General features: G+C 63.6%; 13 protein-coding genes. 8 read left to right on the forward strand and 5 right to left on the reverse strand.

The window, feature by feature from the left end; translation table 11 throughout:
• Nucleotides 1–74: 74 nt before the first annotated feature.
• The 8 genes from CAG34_RS03675 (at nucleotide 75) to CAG34_RS03710 (ending at nucleotide 9,753) form a co-directional block, all read left to right on the forward strand.
• Nucleotides 75–629, forward strand: a complete 555-nt coding sequence (locus CAG34_RS03675) for a helix-turn-helix domain-containing protein (RefSeq protein ID WP_013972148.1) — start codon at nucleotides 75–77, stop codon at nucleotides 627–629.
• 27 nt (nucleotides 630–656) lie between these two features.
• A complete protein-coding gene (locus CAG34_RS03680; RefSeq protein ID WP_061550788.1) occupies nucleotides 657–2,003 on the forward strand; it encodes a glutamine synthetase family protein in 1,347 nt (448 codons plus the stop codon).
• 84 nt (nucleotides 2,004–2,087) lie between these two features.
• Complete coding sequence (locus CAG34_RS03685; protein ID WP_025339571.1) at nucleotides 2,088–2,861, forward strand: gamma-glutamyl-gamma-aminobutyrate hydrolase family protein; 774 nt, start codon at nucleotides 2,088–2,090, stop codon at nucleotides 2,859–2,861.
• A 69-nt stretch (nucleotides 2,862–2,930) separates the two neighbouring features.
• On the forward strand, nucleotides 2,931–4,289 hold the full coding sequence (locus CAG34_RS03690; RefSeq protein ID WP_085588071.1) for an aspartate aminotransferase family protein: 1,359 nt from the start codon (nucleotides 2,931–2,933) through the stop codon (nucleotides 4,287–4,289).
• A 227-nt stretch (nucleotides 4,290–4,516) separates the two neighbouring features.
• Nucleotides 4,517–5,071: a helix-turn-helix domain-containing protein gene (locus CAG34_RS03695; protein ID WP_025339569.1), complete on the forward strand. Its 555-nt coding sequence runs from the start codon at nucleotides 4,517–4,519 to the stop codon at nucleotides 5,069–5,071.
• A 200-nt stretch (nucleotides 5,072–5,271) separates the two neighbouring features.
• Nucleotides 5,272–6,456 carry a porin gene (locus CAG34_RS03700; protein ID WP_085588073.1) on the forward strand — a complete coding sequence of 395 codons (1,185 nt, stop codon included), beginning with the start codon at nucleotides 5,272–5,274 and terminating at the stop codon, nucleotides 6,454–6,456.
• Between the two features lie 269 nt (nucleotides 6,457–6,725).
• Nucleotides 6,726–7,889, forward strand: coding sequence for a nitric oxide-sensing protein NosP (gene nosP / locus CAG34_RS03705; protein ID WP_025339567.1), 1,164 nt, complete (start codon nucleotides 6,726–6,728; stop codon nucleotides 7,887–7,889).
• Nucleotides 7,858–9,753, forward strand: a complete 1,896-nt coding sequence (locus tag CAG34_RS03710) for a NahK/ErcS family hybrid sensor histidine kinase/response regulator (RefSeq protein ID WP_085588075.1) — start codon at nucleotides 7,858–7,860, stop codon at nucleotides 9,751–9,753. The genes nosP and CAG34_RS03710 overlap by 32 nt, the downstream gene beginning before the upstream one ends.
• Before the next feature lie 156 nt (nucleotides 9,754–9,909).
• Here the strand turns inward: CAG34_RS03710 and CAG34_RS03715 are convergent, their stop codons facing one another.
• From CAG34_RS03715 to CAG34_RS03735, 5 genes are all read right to left on the reverse strand, one after another.
• Nucleotides 9,910–10,575 carry a response regulator transcription factor gene (locus CAG34_RS03715; protein ID WP_013972165.1) on the reverse strand — a complete coding sequence of 222 codons (666 nt, stop codon included), beginning with the start codon at nucleotides 10,573–10,575 and terminating at the stop codon, nucleotides 9,910–9,912.
• 57 nt (nucleotides 10,576–10,632) lie between these two features.
• Nucleotides 10,633–11,193 (reverse strand): PQQ-dependent catabolism-associated CXXCW motif protein, encoded by a 561-nt coding sequence (locus tag CAG34_RS03720; RefSeq protein WP_075045534.1) that lies wholly within the window; start codon nucleotides 11,191–11,193, stop codon nucleotides 10,633–10,635.
• Between the two features lie 247 nt (nucleotides 11,194–11,440).
• Nucleotides 11,441–12,232 carry an ABC transporter permease gene (locus CAG34_RS03725; RefSeq protein ID WP_013972167.1) on the reverse strand — a complete coding sequence of 264 codons (792 nt, stop codon included), beginning with the start codon at nucleotides 12,230–12,232 and terminating at the stop codon, nucleotides 11,441–11,443.
• On the reverse strand, nucleotides 12,229–12,969 hold the full coding sequence (locus tag CAG34_RS03730) for an ABC transporter ATP-binding protein (protein ID WP_038409366.1): 741 nt from the start codon (nucleotides 12,967–12,969) through the stop codon (nucleotides 12,229–12,231). Before CAG34_RS03730 ends, CAG34_RS03725 begins: the two co-directional genes overlap by 4 nt.
• The gene (locus tag CAG34_RS03735; RefSeq protein WP_085588077.1) at nucleotides 12,966–13,955 is read right to left on the reverse strand and encodes a YVTN family beta-propeller repeat protein; all 990 of its coding nucleotides are present in this window, start codon (nucleotides 13,953–13,955) and stop codon (nucleotides 12,966–12,968) included. Before CAG34_RS03735 ends, CAG34_RS03730 begins: the two co-directional genes overlap by 4 nt.
• Nucleotides 13,956–13,957 lie beyond the last annotated feature (2 nt).

Genomic DNA, 13,957 nt, shown 5'->3' on the forward strand with positions numbered 1-13,957 from the left:
GGCTTGACTCGTGAAATTTTTCATGTAATTTTTCATGAAAAATAACTCTAAAAATTTCACGGCAGTCTCAAACGATGAAGATGCACGAAGAGGTTGAAGCCCTCGCGATCCTTATTCACGACCTGCGCAAATTCAAGAACCTGACCCTGGGCGAACTGGCCGAGCGCATCAACCGCTCGGTCGGCTTCCTGTCCCAGGTCGAGCGCGGTGTTTCGCGCCCTACCGTGGCCGACCTCACCGCCATCAGTGAAGCGCTCGGCGTATCCACCGCGTACTTCTACAACCTGAGCAAGCCGCGCAGCGTCAGCTGGGTCACGCGCCCCCACGAGCGGCGCACGCTGTACCTCGAGTCGGGCATCACCGATGTGCTGGCTTCGCCCACCATCGGCGGCGCGTTCTCCATGCTCGACAGCCATCTCGAGCCAGGCGCCAGCAGTGGCGAGCTGTACCTGACTGACCGTTCCGAGCAGGGCTGTTTCGTGCTCGAAGGCGAACTCACGGTCTGGCTGGACCACGGCGACGCCGTGACCCTGCAGGCCAACGACTGCTTCCAGCTGCACCCCCACGCGCAGTTCCGTTACGCCAACCTGACGGAAAAAACCACCCGCGTGCTCTGGGTCTTCAACTGAATTCGTTCACCTCACAAGGACAAGAAGATGAGTGTCGTCTTTCCGGATCTGCTGACTGAAGTGCGCTCGTTCCGAGCGCAGCACCCAGAAATACGTTATGTCGACCTGATTGCGCTGGATATTCCCGGGCACTTCTACGGCAAGCGCTACCCCATGGACATGCTGGAAAAAGTCGCAGCCGGCGCGCCGCTGAAGTTGCCGCAGAACTGCGTGCTGCTGGGCACCCAGGGTGGCCTCTACCCGATCGGTGACTACTGCTTCGCCGACGGCGACCCGGATGCCGCCCGCCGCCTGGTGCCGGGTACCCTCAAGCCGGTGCGCTGGGAAAAGGAACCGATCGCGCAGATGCTCATCACCTCCGACGGCACTGCCAAGCCCATCGAGTTCGAGCCCCGTGAAGTGCTGGCCCGGGTGATCCAACGCCTGGCCAGGCGCGGCATTCGCCCGGTGGTGGCCTTCGAGCTGGAGTTCTACCTGTTCGACCGCAAGCTCGATAACGGCCTGCCACAGTACCCACGCGACAAGGCGACCGACGACCACGACGACCAGCCGAACATGCACATCGAGCGGCTGTCGCGCTTCGCACCGGTGCTGCACGAGATGGTCGATGGCGCCAACGAGCAGGGCGTGCCGGCGAACGTCATCACCGCGGAGCTGGGCCCAGGCCAGTTCGAGATCAACTTCTCGCACAGCGACGATGCGATGAGCGCTGCGGACTGGTCGGCGCTGTTCTGCCGCAGCACCCGCGGGATCGCGATGAAGCACGGCTACCGAGCCAGCTTCATGAGCAAGCCGTACCTCGACGCGCCGGGCAGCGGCATGCATGTGCATGTCAGCCTGTACGACAACGCCGGCAACAACATCCTGGCCGGCGATGACCAGCGCAAGCTGCGCCATGCGGTGGCAGGGTGCCTGGAGCTGCTGCCCCACTGCATGCCGATCTTCGCCCCCAACCACAATGCCTACCGCCGTTACGGCGCCATGGTCAACGCGGCGAGCAAGGCCAGCTGGGGTTTCGAAGATCGCGATGCGTGTATTCGCATCCCCGAGTCCGACCCGCGCAACCTGCGCATCGAACACCGCCTCGCCGGTGCTGACGCCAACCCGTACCTGGTGCTGGCGGCCATCCTGACCGGGATGGAGCATGGCCTGGAGCGTGGCGTCGAGCCCATTGCCCCGCTGAACGACAACCGCCAGAGCGGCATCGAGTTCCCCAAGGATGCCTTCAGTGCCCTGGCGGCCATGCGTCACCACCCGGAGGTGAACGAGGGCCTGGGCAGTGAATTCGTGATGGTCTACTGCGAAAACAAATACCAGGAGCAACTGGACTTCATGCGCCACATCGATGCCCGCGAATACCGCTGGTTCCTGTAGGTGCCGGGGTTGGGGCAGCGCCGCTGCGCCCTGCCTTTCTACCGTTTCAATACAACACGCAATATGGATTTGCCGGAGGAAGATATGCCACGTGTGCCCGTTATCGGCATTACCGCATGCACCAGCATGATCGAGCTGCATGCAACCCAGACCATCAGCGAGAAGTACGCGCGCGCGGCGGCCAAGGCAGCGTGCGGGCTGCCCATCGTGATACCCAGCCTCGCAGACCTGATGGACAGCGCCGATATTCTCGACGTGGTGGATGGGCTGATCTTCACCGGTTCGCCGTCCAACATCGAACCGTTGCACTACAACGGCCCGGCCAGTGCAGCGGGCACCCATCACGACCCGCTGCGTGATGCCACCACCTTGCCGCTGATGCGTGCGGCCATCGCCGCCGGTGTGCCGGTGCTCGGCATCTGCCGTGGCTTCCAGGAAATGAACGTGGCACTGGGCGGCACCCTGCACCAGAAGGTGCATGAGACCGGCATGTTCATGGACCACCGCGAAAGCAAGGGTGAGCCCATCGAAAAGCAATATGGCCCGCGTCACGCCCTGCATATAGAACCCGGCGGCATGCTCGACCGCATGGGCTTGCCGGCGGTCATCGATGTCAATTCCATCCACGGCCAGGGCATTGATGTACTGGCCCCCGGGCTGAGGGTGGAGGCGCTGGCACCCGATGGTCTGGTGGAAGCGATTTCGGTCGAGAACAGCAAAGGTTTTGCCCTGGCCGTGCAATGGCACCCCGAGTACCAGGTCATGGACAACCCGCATTACCTGACCATCTTCCAGTCCTTTGGCAAGGCCTGCCGGCATCGCTCGGTATTGCGCCAGATGCTGTTGAAGTCCGCCTGACAGCGATCTTTCCCAATTACAAAAAAGTACCTGCGTGGCACGGCTGCGCAACTTGATGGAGTGAAGTCAATGAGTGAGCAGAATTCCCAGACCCTCGCCTGGCAAGCCATGAGCCGCGACCACCACCTGGCCCCGTTCAGCGATGTTCGGCAACTGGCCGAGAAAGGCCCGCGCATCATCACCTCGGCCAAGGGTGTGTACCTCTGGGACAGCGAAGGCCACAAGATTCTCGATGGCATGGCGGGGCTGTGGTGCGTGGCGGTGGGCTATGGGCGCGATGAGCTGGCCGACGTCGCCAGCCAGCAGATGAAACAGCTGCCGTACTACAACCTGTTCTTCCAGACCGCGCACCCGCCGGCGCTGGAACTGGCCAAGGCGATCGCCGATGTGGCCCCGCAAGGCATGACCCATGTGTTCTTCACCGGCTCCGGCTCCGAAGGCAACGACACCGTGCTGCGCATGGTCCGCCATTACTGGGCGCTCAAGGGCCAGAAGAGCAAGAAGGTCATCATCGGCCGCATCAACGGTTACCACGGCTCCACCGTGGCCGGCGCGGGCCTGGGCGGCATGAGCGGCATGCACCAGCAGGGCGGGCTGATCCCGGATATCGTGCATATCCCGCAGCCGTACTGGTATGGCGAAGGCGGCGACATGACCGAGGCCGACTTCGGCGTGTGGGCGGCCGAACAGCTGGAGAAGAAGATCCTCGAAGTTGGCGTGGACAACGTTGCCGCCTTCATCGCCGAACCGATCCAGGGCGCTGGCGGGGTGATCATTCCACCGCAGACCTACTGGCCGAAGGTGAAGGAGATTCTGGCCAGGTACGACATCCTCTTCGTCGCTGACGAAGTGATCTGCGGCTTCGGCCGTACAGGCGAGTGGTTCGGTAGCGACTACTACGACCTCAAGCCCGACCTGATGACCATCGCCAAGGGCCTTACCTCCGGCTATATCCCCATGGGCGGCGTGATCGTGCGAGATGAAGTGGCCAAAGTCATCAGCGAAGGCGGCGACTTCAACCACGGCTTCACTTATTCCGGCCACCCGGTGGCGGCTGCGGTGGGCCTGGAGAACCTGCGGATACTGCGTGATGAAAAGATCATCGAGCAGGTGCACGACAAGACCGCTCCATACTTGCAACAGCGCCTGCGCGAGCTGGCCGACCACCCGCTGGTAGGCGAGGTACGCGGCCTGGGCATGCTCGGCGCGATCGAGCTGGTGAAAGACAAGGCCACCCGCGCGCGTCATGAAGGCAAAGGTGTCGGCATGATCTGTCGCCAGCATTGCTTCGACAACGGGCTGATCATGCGTGCCGTGGGCGACACCATGATCATCGCGCCGCCGCTGGTGATCAGCATCGAGGAGATCGACGAACTGGTGGAAAAAGCCCGCAAGTGCCTGGACCTGACGTACGAGGCTGTTCGTTAAGGGGGGCTGCTGTGCAGCCCATCGCCGGCAAGCCAGCTCCCACAGGTACTGCGCATGACTTGAAGTCGATGCGGTCGAGGTGGGAGCTGGCTTGCCGGCGATGGGCCGCAAGGCGGCCCCGGATTACACTGCCGGTTCCCGCAATTCCTTGAAGAATCTTGCTTTGTGAAATGAATCATGTACTTTTCAGGGCATCAATTTTCCCATCCGAAAGTCGCGATTCAACCATGAAAGTGCACGAAGAGATCGAAGGCCTGGCCGTACTGATTCGCGACCTGCGCAAGTTCAAGGGCCTGACACTGGGCGAGCTGGCGCAGCGCATCGGCCGTTCGGTGGGCTTTCTGTCCCAGGTCGAACGGGGCGTATCCCGCCCAACCGTGGCCGACCTCACGGCTATCAGCGAAGAGCTCGGCGTCTCCACGGCCTATTTCTACAAGCTGGACCAGCCGCGCGAGCTCGAGTGGGTCACCCGCCCTCACGAGCGTCGTACCCTTCACCTGGCCGGTGGCATCACCGATGTGCTGGCATCCCCCACCATAACGGGCGCGTTCTCCATGCTCGACAGCCACCTGGAGCCTGGGGCCAGCAGTGGCGAGGAGTACCTGGACGACAGCTCGGAGCAGGGCTGCTTCGTGCTCGAAGGCGAACTGACCGTATGGCTGGATGGCGGCGAGCCGGTAACGCTGCGCGCCAGTGACAGTTTTCAGCTGCAACCCCACGCAAGCTTTCGTTACGCCAACCTCACCGACAAGCCCACCCGCGTGCTCTGGGTGTTCAGCTGAAGGGCGGTAGTAGGCCCGACGCCTACTACGGGTTACGCCAGAAGTCTTGCCTCTGGGCGTAACCCGGTCCTGGGCCGGAATCATCACGCCCCGCGCGCTGGCCCAAAGCACCTGGCAGCCCCCTCCAAGGCAGCGTTCCTGGCTGTTTGCCAGCTTCTGATAATCGCCTCCGACATCCCGTCCCCGTTTCGGAGCGCGCCATGTACAACAATAAGAAACTGTCCCCACGCTTGCTGGCGGCTGTTACCGTCAGCCTCTCGACCCTTTGCCTGAGCAGCCTCGCCCGGGCCGAGATCATGCTGTACGACAAGGACCAGACGACGTTTTCCACCGACGGCTATATCAACGCCTTCTACGTCAACAGCGATGTCGACCGGCAGGGCGAGCAGTTCGATCGCCGCCAGTCACGGGTGAAGATGGGCTTTCTGCCCAACTACCTGGGCTTCAACATGGGCAAGCAAGTGGATGACCTGAAGCTCGGCGCGCGTGCCTCGTTCTGGGTGACCATCAACGACAGCGAAACCAACGGCACCGACACCGCCATCGATGTGCGCCAGTTCTACGGCACCGTGGCCAACCCCGAGTGGGGTGAGGTGCTGATCGGCAAGGACTTCGGGCTGTTCGCCCGTTCCAATATCCTGCTCGACGAACTGCTGGCCGGTTATGGCCAGGTCAGTGACACCCTGGGGCTGGTGGACGGCGGCGGGGTATCGTTCGGCAACATCGGTAGCGGCTACCCGTACCCGTTCCCCACCTCGCAGATCACCTACCGCACGCCAGTGATGGACGGCCTGCGGGTGGCGGTGGGCATCATGGACCCGGTGGACACCAACGACAGCAGCCCGACCGGCAAGGCCTACCAGGAAAACCCGCGTACCGAAAGCGAGATCACCTACCAGTTCGACCTGGGTGGGGCGCAGATCTACAGCTGGGTCAATGGCAGCTACCAGACCTCCGACAACACCGACCCGGCGGTGCAGTCGGTCACCTCCAAAGGCGTCGGCTACGGTGTGCAGGCGAAGATGGGGGGGCTGTCGCTGACCGGCTCGGGGTTCCAGGCCAAGGGCATCAACCCGTTCTTCACCAACAACGCTGGCGAACCGACCTTGCGCAATGTCGACAGCGATGGCTACCTGCTGCAGGGCTCCTACAAGGTCGGCAAGAACCGGGTGGCGCTGTCCTATGGCAAGACCAAGGACGATGGCAACGGCGCGGTGGGCAGTGGTGCGGATTACGAGACCCGTGGCGTGGCGCTGTTCCATGACGTCAACGACAACCTCAAGCTGGTTGCCGAGTACAACCAGTTTTCCATCGACGGCCATGAAACCAGTGACCAGAACGAAGACACCGATACCTTTGCGGTGGGGGCGGTGCTCACCTGGTAAGCCTTGCCAGACCGGGCAACACGGTCAATTGTAGGAGCGGCCTTGTGTCGCGAAAGGGCCGCAAAGCGGCCCCAGGATTTCAGCAGCGATGCACAAATTGCTGGGGCTGCTTTGCAGCCCTTTCGCGACACAAGGCCGCTCCTACAAGGTCCCGCGCATGCCGGTGATATTACGTCCATGGAACCGCCCACCCGCTACCCAAGTAGCATTCGTCGTCGATGATCGCCTTCGTACACTCATCACTCAGCCACCCCGCGCCGGAGACCACGATGCAGCAGGCTCACAACGACGGTGTGGTCAGCGCCATGTCCCAGGCAACCGACGCCCGGCAGGCAGCCCAGGAGCTGGCGGCGCAGTTGCTGCACCCGCACCTGGGCTTCGTGCTGTTCTTCTGCTCCGCCGAATACGACCTGCAAGCCTTGGGCGAAGCCCTGGAGCAGGGTTTTGGCGGCATCCGCCTGGTCGGTTGCACCAGCGCCGGCGAAATCACCCCACTGGGCTACGGCCGCAATTGCATAACGGCAGTCGGGTTCGATCATCGGCACTTTTCCATCGCCACCGAGCTGATCGATGAAATGGAGCGCTTCAGCCTGATCGACGCCCAGCAGATGGTCGAGCGCCTGGTCGGCACCTGCCGCAGCAATACCCTGGCGCCGATCAAGGGCCACAGCTTTGCCCTGACCCTGCTCGACGGCCTGTCCAGCCGCGAGGAGATGGTGCTCGCTGCCCTCAGTGCGGCCCTGGGCGATATCCCGCATTTCGGCGGTTCGGCCGGCGACGACAACTACCTGACCCGCACCCACGTGTATTTCGGCGGCGCGTTCCACCACGGCGCGGCGGTGGTGGTGCTGGTCAATACCTGGCTCGACTTCGAAGTGTTCACCACCCACCACATCCTGCCGCGCCAGGAAAAGCTGGTGGTCACCGGTGCCGACAGTGCCCAGCGCCGGGTCTTCGAACTGAATGCCGAGCCTGCTGCCGAGGAATACGCCCGGCACATCGGCGTGCCGGTGGCCGAGCTCGATCATCAAGTGTTCGCCGCCCATCCGCTGGCCGTGCGCATCCATGACCAGTATTACGTGCGGGCGATCCAGCAAGTGCACCCGGACCTGAGCCTGAGTTTCTACTGCGCGGTGGAGAACGGCATCGTGCTCACCGCCATGACCCCGGGCCCGCTGTTGCCGAACCTGCACCAGTTGTTCGACGGCTTGCAGCAGCGGCTCGGCCCGCTGCTGCTGACCATCGGTTGCGATTGCTTCCTGCGGCGGCTGGAGCTCGAAGCCCGGCACGGCCTGGAGCCGATCGGCGCGTTCCTGCGCGAGCAGCGGGTGATCGGCTTCAACACCTACGGAGAACAGTTCAATGGCATGCACATCAACCAGACCTTCACCGGGGTCGCCATTGCCCGCAACCGGCCTCCTGTCGGTCGCTGAACTGCAGGCCGAGGTCGCCCGGCTGCAGCACCAGAACCACAAGCTGCAGCGTATCAACGGCGCACTGATCGAGCGTATCGAGTCCGGCGTAACGCGTGGCAACGACCCTTATGCCGCGTTTCAGCATTCGGTGGTGCTGGCCGAGCAGGTGCGCGAACGCACAGAAGCGCTGAACCAGGCCATGGCCGAGCTCAAGGCCGTCAACCACCTGCTCAGCGAGGCCCGGCAGCGTGCCGAGACGGCACACCAGCACCAGATTCGCCTGATCACCGACCATGTGCCGGCGCTGATCGCCTACCTGAATGCCGACCTGGTCTACGAATTCACCAACAAGGTCTATGAAGAATGGTACTGCTGGCCTCGCGGCGTGATGCTGGGCCAGAGCCTGCGCGAGGCCCACAGCGAGCAGCATTACCAGCGCCTGGAGGCCTACGTGGCGCGGGCGCTGGCGGGGGAGAGCGTAACCTTCGAGTTTGCCGAAACCAACATCAACGGCCAGGAACGCTACATGCTGCGCTCCTACGTGCCGAACCGCCTGGCCAATGGCGAAGTGGTGGGCATCTTCGTGTTGATCCGCGACATCACCGAGCGGCGCAACACCGCGCAGGCGCTGCACCAGGCGTATCAGCATCTGGAACAACGGGTACGCGAGCGCACTGCCGAGCTGACCAGCCTGAACGAACAGTTGCTGCGCGAAATCGAGGAGCGCAGCCGGGTGGAATCGCGCCTGCGCGAGGCCAAGCGCGAGGCCGAGCAGGCCAACCTGTCGAAAACCAAGTTCCTTGCCGCCGTCAGCCATGACCTGCTGCAGCCACTGAACGCGGCGCGGCTGTTCACCAGTGCCTTGCTCGAACACCGCGAGCCGCACAACAGTGCTCACCTGGTGCGTAATGTCAGCAACTCGCTGGAGGATGTGGAGAACCTACTAGGTACCCTGGTGGATATTTCCAAGCTCGATGCCGGCGTGATCAAGGCCGATGTCGCCCCGTTCGCCCTGCGCGAACTGATGGACAACCTCGCTGCCGAATACGCCCAGGTGGCGCGCAGCGAAGGGCTTGAGCTGCATTTCGTGGGCTGTTCCGCCGTGGTGCGCAGTGATATCCAGCTGCTGGCGCGGATCTTGCGCAACCTGCTCAGCAATGCCATTCGCTACACCCGCAGCGGCCGCGTGGTGCTGGGCTGCCGGCGCCAGCGTGGCGGCTTGCGGATCGAGGTATGGGACAGTGGGATCGGTATCGCCGAAGAGCACCTGGAAGAAATGTTCCAGGAGTTCAGGCGCGGCGATGTGCAGCGCCCGGACCAGGACCGTGGCTTGGGCCTGGGCCTGGCGATCGTGGAAAAGATCGCCGGCATCCTCGGCCATCGGATTCGGGTGCGGTCATGGCTTGGCAAAGGCTCGGTATTCGCGGTCGAAGTGCCGGTGAGCGCCACTGCGCCAAAGGCCCAGCCGAGCCTGGCGATCAGCGAGCCGATGCTCGAGCGCCTGCGCGGGGCGCGGGTGTGGGTGCTGGATAACGATGCGGCGATTTGCGCCGGCATGCGCACCCTGCTGGAGGGGTGGGGTTGCCGGGTGGTCACCGCGTTGTCGGAGGAGGACCTGGCGCGCCAGGTGGACAACTACCATGCCGAGGCCGACCTGCTGATCGCCGACTACCACCTGGACAACGACTGCAATGGCGTCGACGCCGTGGCGCGGATCAATGCCCGCCGCGCCCAGCCCTTGCCGGCGATGATGATCACCGCCAACTACAGCAACGAGCTCAAGCAACAGATCCGCGAGCTGGGCCACACCCTGATGCACAAGCCGGTGCGGCCGATGAAGCTGAAGGCGGCGATGAGCCATTTGCTGGGCAGCCAGGGCTAGCCGCGATGCCAGACAGTCAGTGGTATTGGGGCTGCTGCGCAGCCCATCGCCGGCAAGCCGGCTCCCACAGGTGCTGCGCAGGACTCGAGAGTTGCGCAGTACCTGTGGGAGCTGGCTTGCCGGCGATGGGCCGCAAGGCGGCCCCAGATAGCGGTATCAACGCCGCAGGTAATCACCGAAATCGATATCACCGGCACTGAGGATGGCCTGCACCCGGTTGTGCACGTTGAGTTTGCGCAGGATCGCCGAAACATGGGCCTTGACCGTGGTCTCGGCGATATCCAGGGTGTAGGCGATCTGCTTGTTCGACTCGCCCTTGGTCATGCGCTCGAGCACCAGCAGCTGCTTGCGGGTCAGGGCCTGGAGCATCTCCGGCGGGAAGCTCGGGGCATCGTTCAGGCGCCGGCTGGTGCTGCTTTTCTGGGCACGGATGATGTCGGGCGGCAGGTAGACATTGCCGTTGAGGATCTGCTCGATCGCCTCGATCATCTGTGAGCGTGGCGAGGACTTGGTGATGAAACCCACCGCGCCATAAGTGATGGCCTGCAGCACGATCTGCTTTTCCTGCTCGGCGGAGACGATCACCACCGGCGTGGTCGGTGCCTCGTTGCGCAGGGTGATCAGGCCATTGAGGCCATGCATGCCGGGCATGTTCAGGTCGAGCAGGATCAGGTCGAGGTCGTCGTGCTCGTGGGTCAGCGCCAGGGCGCTGTCCAGGTCGGCAGTTTCCATGACTTCGCTGCCCTGGAAGCCATCGCTGATAACGTTGTGGATGGCTTCGCGAAACAGGGGGTGATCGTCGGCAATCAGAATTTTGTACATGGCCTTTTCACCTCGTTTTTATTGGATGGAGCGGGCACGCGTTTGCAGGCGATGAATTCAGGGGAAGGGCTCTGGCTGCGCCGGCTGCAGCGGCAGGTTGGCCTGCTGCCAGGCGTCCAGGCCGTCGCGGTACCAATACAGATTCTTATAGCCCAGGGCTTTCGCGCGTTTTACCGCGTTCCAGCTTAACCAGCAATCGGAGCGGCAGTAAAAGACCAGCGGTTGCTCCGTGCGCCCGGCGGTGGCTTGTTGCAGGTTGCGCACGAAGTAATCGTGCCACGCCGGGCTCAGCTCGCCGTCGCCGGTGTTGGCCAGCCAGCGGCTGCCGGGGATGTTGGCGTGGGGTTCATCTTCGATGAAGCGGCCTTGCAGCCATTGGCGGCGGTAGACGTCGATCAGTACCGGCCTTGGGGTGTGCCCCAGCAGGGCTTGCAGGGTGGCAGTGTCGATGACCTGGCCGCCCTCGACCTGTTGTGGGGTCGGGCTGCGGTAGAGGGTGGTGCGATAGCCGTCGGCGGAGAATAGCGGCGTGGTGTCGGCCTGGGCAATGCCCAGCGTCAGGCTCAGGGAAAGCGCCGCCAGCAATGGGCGTGGCAGCCGGGGCAGGGCACGTGGCATGGGGTTTGTCCTTTTTGTTATAGGCCCATTACATGCCAGTGGCGGTGCAATGTGAATGCGACGATCAGACAGCAAAGGCAGTACCAAAGTAGTAGAAAGCCGGGCGCCTGGAGCAACGCATATGCAACCGCTGTGGGAGCGGGCGTGCCCGCGAAACAGCCGATGCGGTGCTTGGCACCGGCTTCGCCGGTGTTCGCGGGCGCGCCCGCTCCCACAGGGTTCGCGCTAAGCAATGGATCGCTGCCAATCAGCGCGGCTTGCGCAGCGCCGCATGCTGGGGGTTGAAGGTAAGGATCGCCAGCAGGGTGAACAGCACGGTCAGCCCCAGGCATACCGCCAGCGCCAGCGGGTTGAAGCGCTCATACAAGGCAAAGCGCACCAGCTCCACGGCATGGGTGAACGGGTTCACTGCACACAGCCAGTACAGCCACTGGCTGGCCTCGCGCATCTTCCACAACGGGTACAGCGCCGAGGAAAGGAAGAACAGCGGGAATATCACGAAGTTCATCACCCCGGCAAAGTTCTCCAGCTGGCGAATCGCATTCGACAGCAACAGCCCCAGGGCGCTGAGCATCAGCGCCACCAGCAACAACGCCGGCAGCGCCAGCAACAAGCCCGCAGCCGGTGGCTGCACGCCATACAACCAGGCAATGGCAAGAAAGGCGTACACCTGCAGCAGGGAGATCAACGAGGTCGCCAGCAGCTTGCTGCCGAGCAGGAAGGGCCGCGGCAATGGGCTGGTCAGCAACACGCGCATGCTGCCCATCTCCCGGTCATAGACCATCGACAGCGAGCCCTGCATGCCGTTGAACAGCAGGATCATGCAGGCAAGGCCCGGGATGATGTACACCTCGTAGGGGATGTAGGTGTCGTAGGGCTCGATGATCGCAATGCCCAGGGCCGCGCGAAAGCCGGCGGCGAACACCAGCAGCCACAGCAGCGGGCGCACCAGGGCGCTGAGAAAACGGGTGCGCTGCAGGACGAAACGCAGGCATTCGCGCAGGAGAATGCCGTTGAAGCACTGCCAGTAAGCGTTCATCGGGCATTGGCTCCTGTGGGGGCGCTGGTCAGGCGGGCAAAGGCATGGTCGAGGTCACCGCCGTGCTCCAGGCTCAGGGCGTCGGCCGTGCCGCTGGCCACCAGGCGCCCTTGATGCAGGATCAGCAGGTCATCGCTGGGCTGCACTTCGTCCAGCAGATGGGTGGTCCACAGCACACTGAGGCGCTGCTCGCGGCACAGCAGCCGCAGGTGCTGGTTGAGCGCCAGGCGGCTGGCCGGGTCAAGGCCGACGCTGGCCTCGTCGAGCAACAGCAAGCGCGGTTCATGCAGCAGCGCGCGGGCAATCTCCACCCGGCGTCGATGGCCGATGTTTAGCGCCCGGACCGGCTCACGCCGCCGTTCATCGAGGCCCTGGCGGGCCAGTTCGGCATCGACCCGAATATTGCCCTGGCGCCGCGACAGGCCATGCAGCGAGGCGTGGTAGCGCAGGTTCTGCTCCACGCTCAAGTCAAGGTCCAGGGTGCTTTGCTGGAACACCACGCCCAGCTGGCGCAAGGCCGGGCGTGTGGCGTTGCGCAGCGAGCAGCCGCACACGCGGATGTCGCCATGCTGCAGGTCGTACAAGCGGGTGAGCAGGGCGATCAAGGTCGACTTGCCGGCGCCATTGGGGCCCAGCAAGGCGGCGAAGCGCCCGGGCGCCAGGCTGAAGCCGACCTGCCTGAGCGCCTCGCGCTGGCCGTAGGCAAAGCTCACGTCACTGACTTCGAGGGTATTCATGGCGTCACCACCACGCCCCAGGGGTAGCGGCCGACCTTCACCGACTTGAGCACCTTGAGGTTTTTTGCATCGATCACCGAAACGTCGCCGCTGACCCCGTTGGTGGCCAGCAACTGGCTCTGGTCCGGGGTGAACGCCAGTTGCCAGACCCGCCGGCCCACCAGCAGGTAGTCGAGTACTTCGTAGGTCTTGGCATCGACCACCGCCACATGGTTGGCCGGGCCCAGGGCGACGAACGCGTACTTGCCATCGGCGCTGAGCTTGATGCCTACCGGCTGGACCTTGTCCGGGTGCACGCCCTTGATCTGGAAGTTGAGGGTTTTCAGCACCTGGCGGCTGGCCACGTCGAGGATGGTCACCGTGCCGCCGATTTCCGCCGAGGCCCACAGCCGCGAGCCGTCCTGGCTGAACTCGACGAAGCGCGGCCGCTGGTCCACCGGGGTGCTGTCCGCCAGGGTCTGGGTGCTGGTATCGATCCAGTGCAGCATGTTGGTGGTTTCGCTGGTGTTGACCGCCCACTTGCCATCCGGGCTCACCGCCATGCCTTCGGGCTCGATGCCGACGTCGATCTGCCCGAGCACCTTGTCGGTCTGGGTATCGATTACCGTCACCAGCGCGTCGTCCTCGTTGGACACGTACAACCAGCGGTCGTTGGGGTGCAGGGCGAACTGCTCGGGGTCCTTGCCGGAGGGCAGTTCCTTGATGATCTTGCGGGTGGCCACATCCATCACTTGCACCCGGTCCGAATCGCTGGCGCAGATGTACAGCAGCGTGTTGTCGTGGGACAGCAGCAGGCCGCGCGGGCGCTGGCCCACCGGCAGGGTCTCGGTGACTTGCAGCGTCTGCATGTCGATCAGGCTGAGGCTGTTGTCCTTCTCGTTCGACACCCAGGCGGTGGCGGCCACGGCATGCCCGCCGGCAAGCGCCAGGGCGCCCGACAGCAGGCTGGGGTAAAGCAGTGCCCGGTGAAACGGGGAGCGGCGCATGG

The sequence above is a fragment of the Pseudomonas sp. B14(2017) genome, from assembly GCF_002113255.1.
Lineage (GTDB): Bacteria > Pseudomonadota > Gammaproteobacteria > Pseudomonadales > Pseudomonadaceae > Aquipseudomonas > Aquipseudomonas putida_Z.

Coding starts and splice junctions, on each gene's coding strand:
- CAG34_RS03675 (WP_013972148.1), top strand. CDS start 75: ATGAAGATGCACGAAGAGGTTGAAGCCCTCGCGATCCTTATTCACGAC.
- CAG34_RS03680 (WP_061550788.1), top strand. CDS start 657: ATGAGTGTCGTCTTTCCGGATCTGCTGACTGAAGTGCGCTCGTTCCGA.
- CAG34_RS03685 (WP_025339571.1), top strand. CDS start 2,088: ATGCCACGTGTGCCCGTTATCGGCATTACCGCATGCACCAGCATGATC.
- CAG34_RS03690 (WP_085588071.1), top strand. CDS start 2,931: ATGAGTGAGCAGAATTCCCAGACCCTCGCCTGGCAAGCCATGAGCCGC.
- CAG34_RS03695 (WP_025339569.1), top strand. CDS start 4,517: ATGAAAGTGCACGAAGAGATCGAAGGCCTGGCCGTACTGATTCGCGAC.
- CAG34_RS03700 (WP_085588073.1), top strand. CDS start 5,272: ATGTACAACAATAAGAAACTGTCCCCACGCTTGCTGGCGGCTGTTACC.
- nosP (WP_025339567.1), top strand. CDS start 6,726: ATGCAGCAGGCTCACAACGACGGTGTGGTCAGCGCCATGTCCCAGGCA.
- CAG34_RS03715 (WP_013972165.1), bottom strand. CDS start 10,575: ATGTACAAAATTCTGATTGCCGACGATCACCCCCTGTTTCGCGAAGCC.
- CAG34_RS03720 (WP_075045534.1), bottom strand. CDS start 11,193: ATGCCACGTGCCCTGCCCCGGCTGCCACGCCCATTGCTGGCGGCGCTT.
- CAG34_RS03725 (WP_013972167.1), bottom strand. CDS start 12,232: ATGAACGCTTACTGGCAGTGCTTCAACGGCATTCTCCTGCGCGAATGC.
- CAG34_RS03730 (WP_038409366.1), bottom strand. CDS start 12,969: ATGAATACCCTCGAAGTCAGTGACGTGAGCTTTGCCTACGGCCAGCGC.
- CAG34_RS03735 (WP_085588077.1), bottom strand. CDS start 13,955: ATGCGCCGCTCCCCGTTTCACCGGGCACTGCTTTACCCCAGCCTGCTG.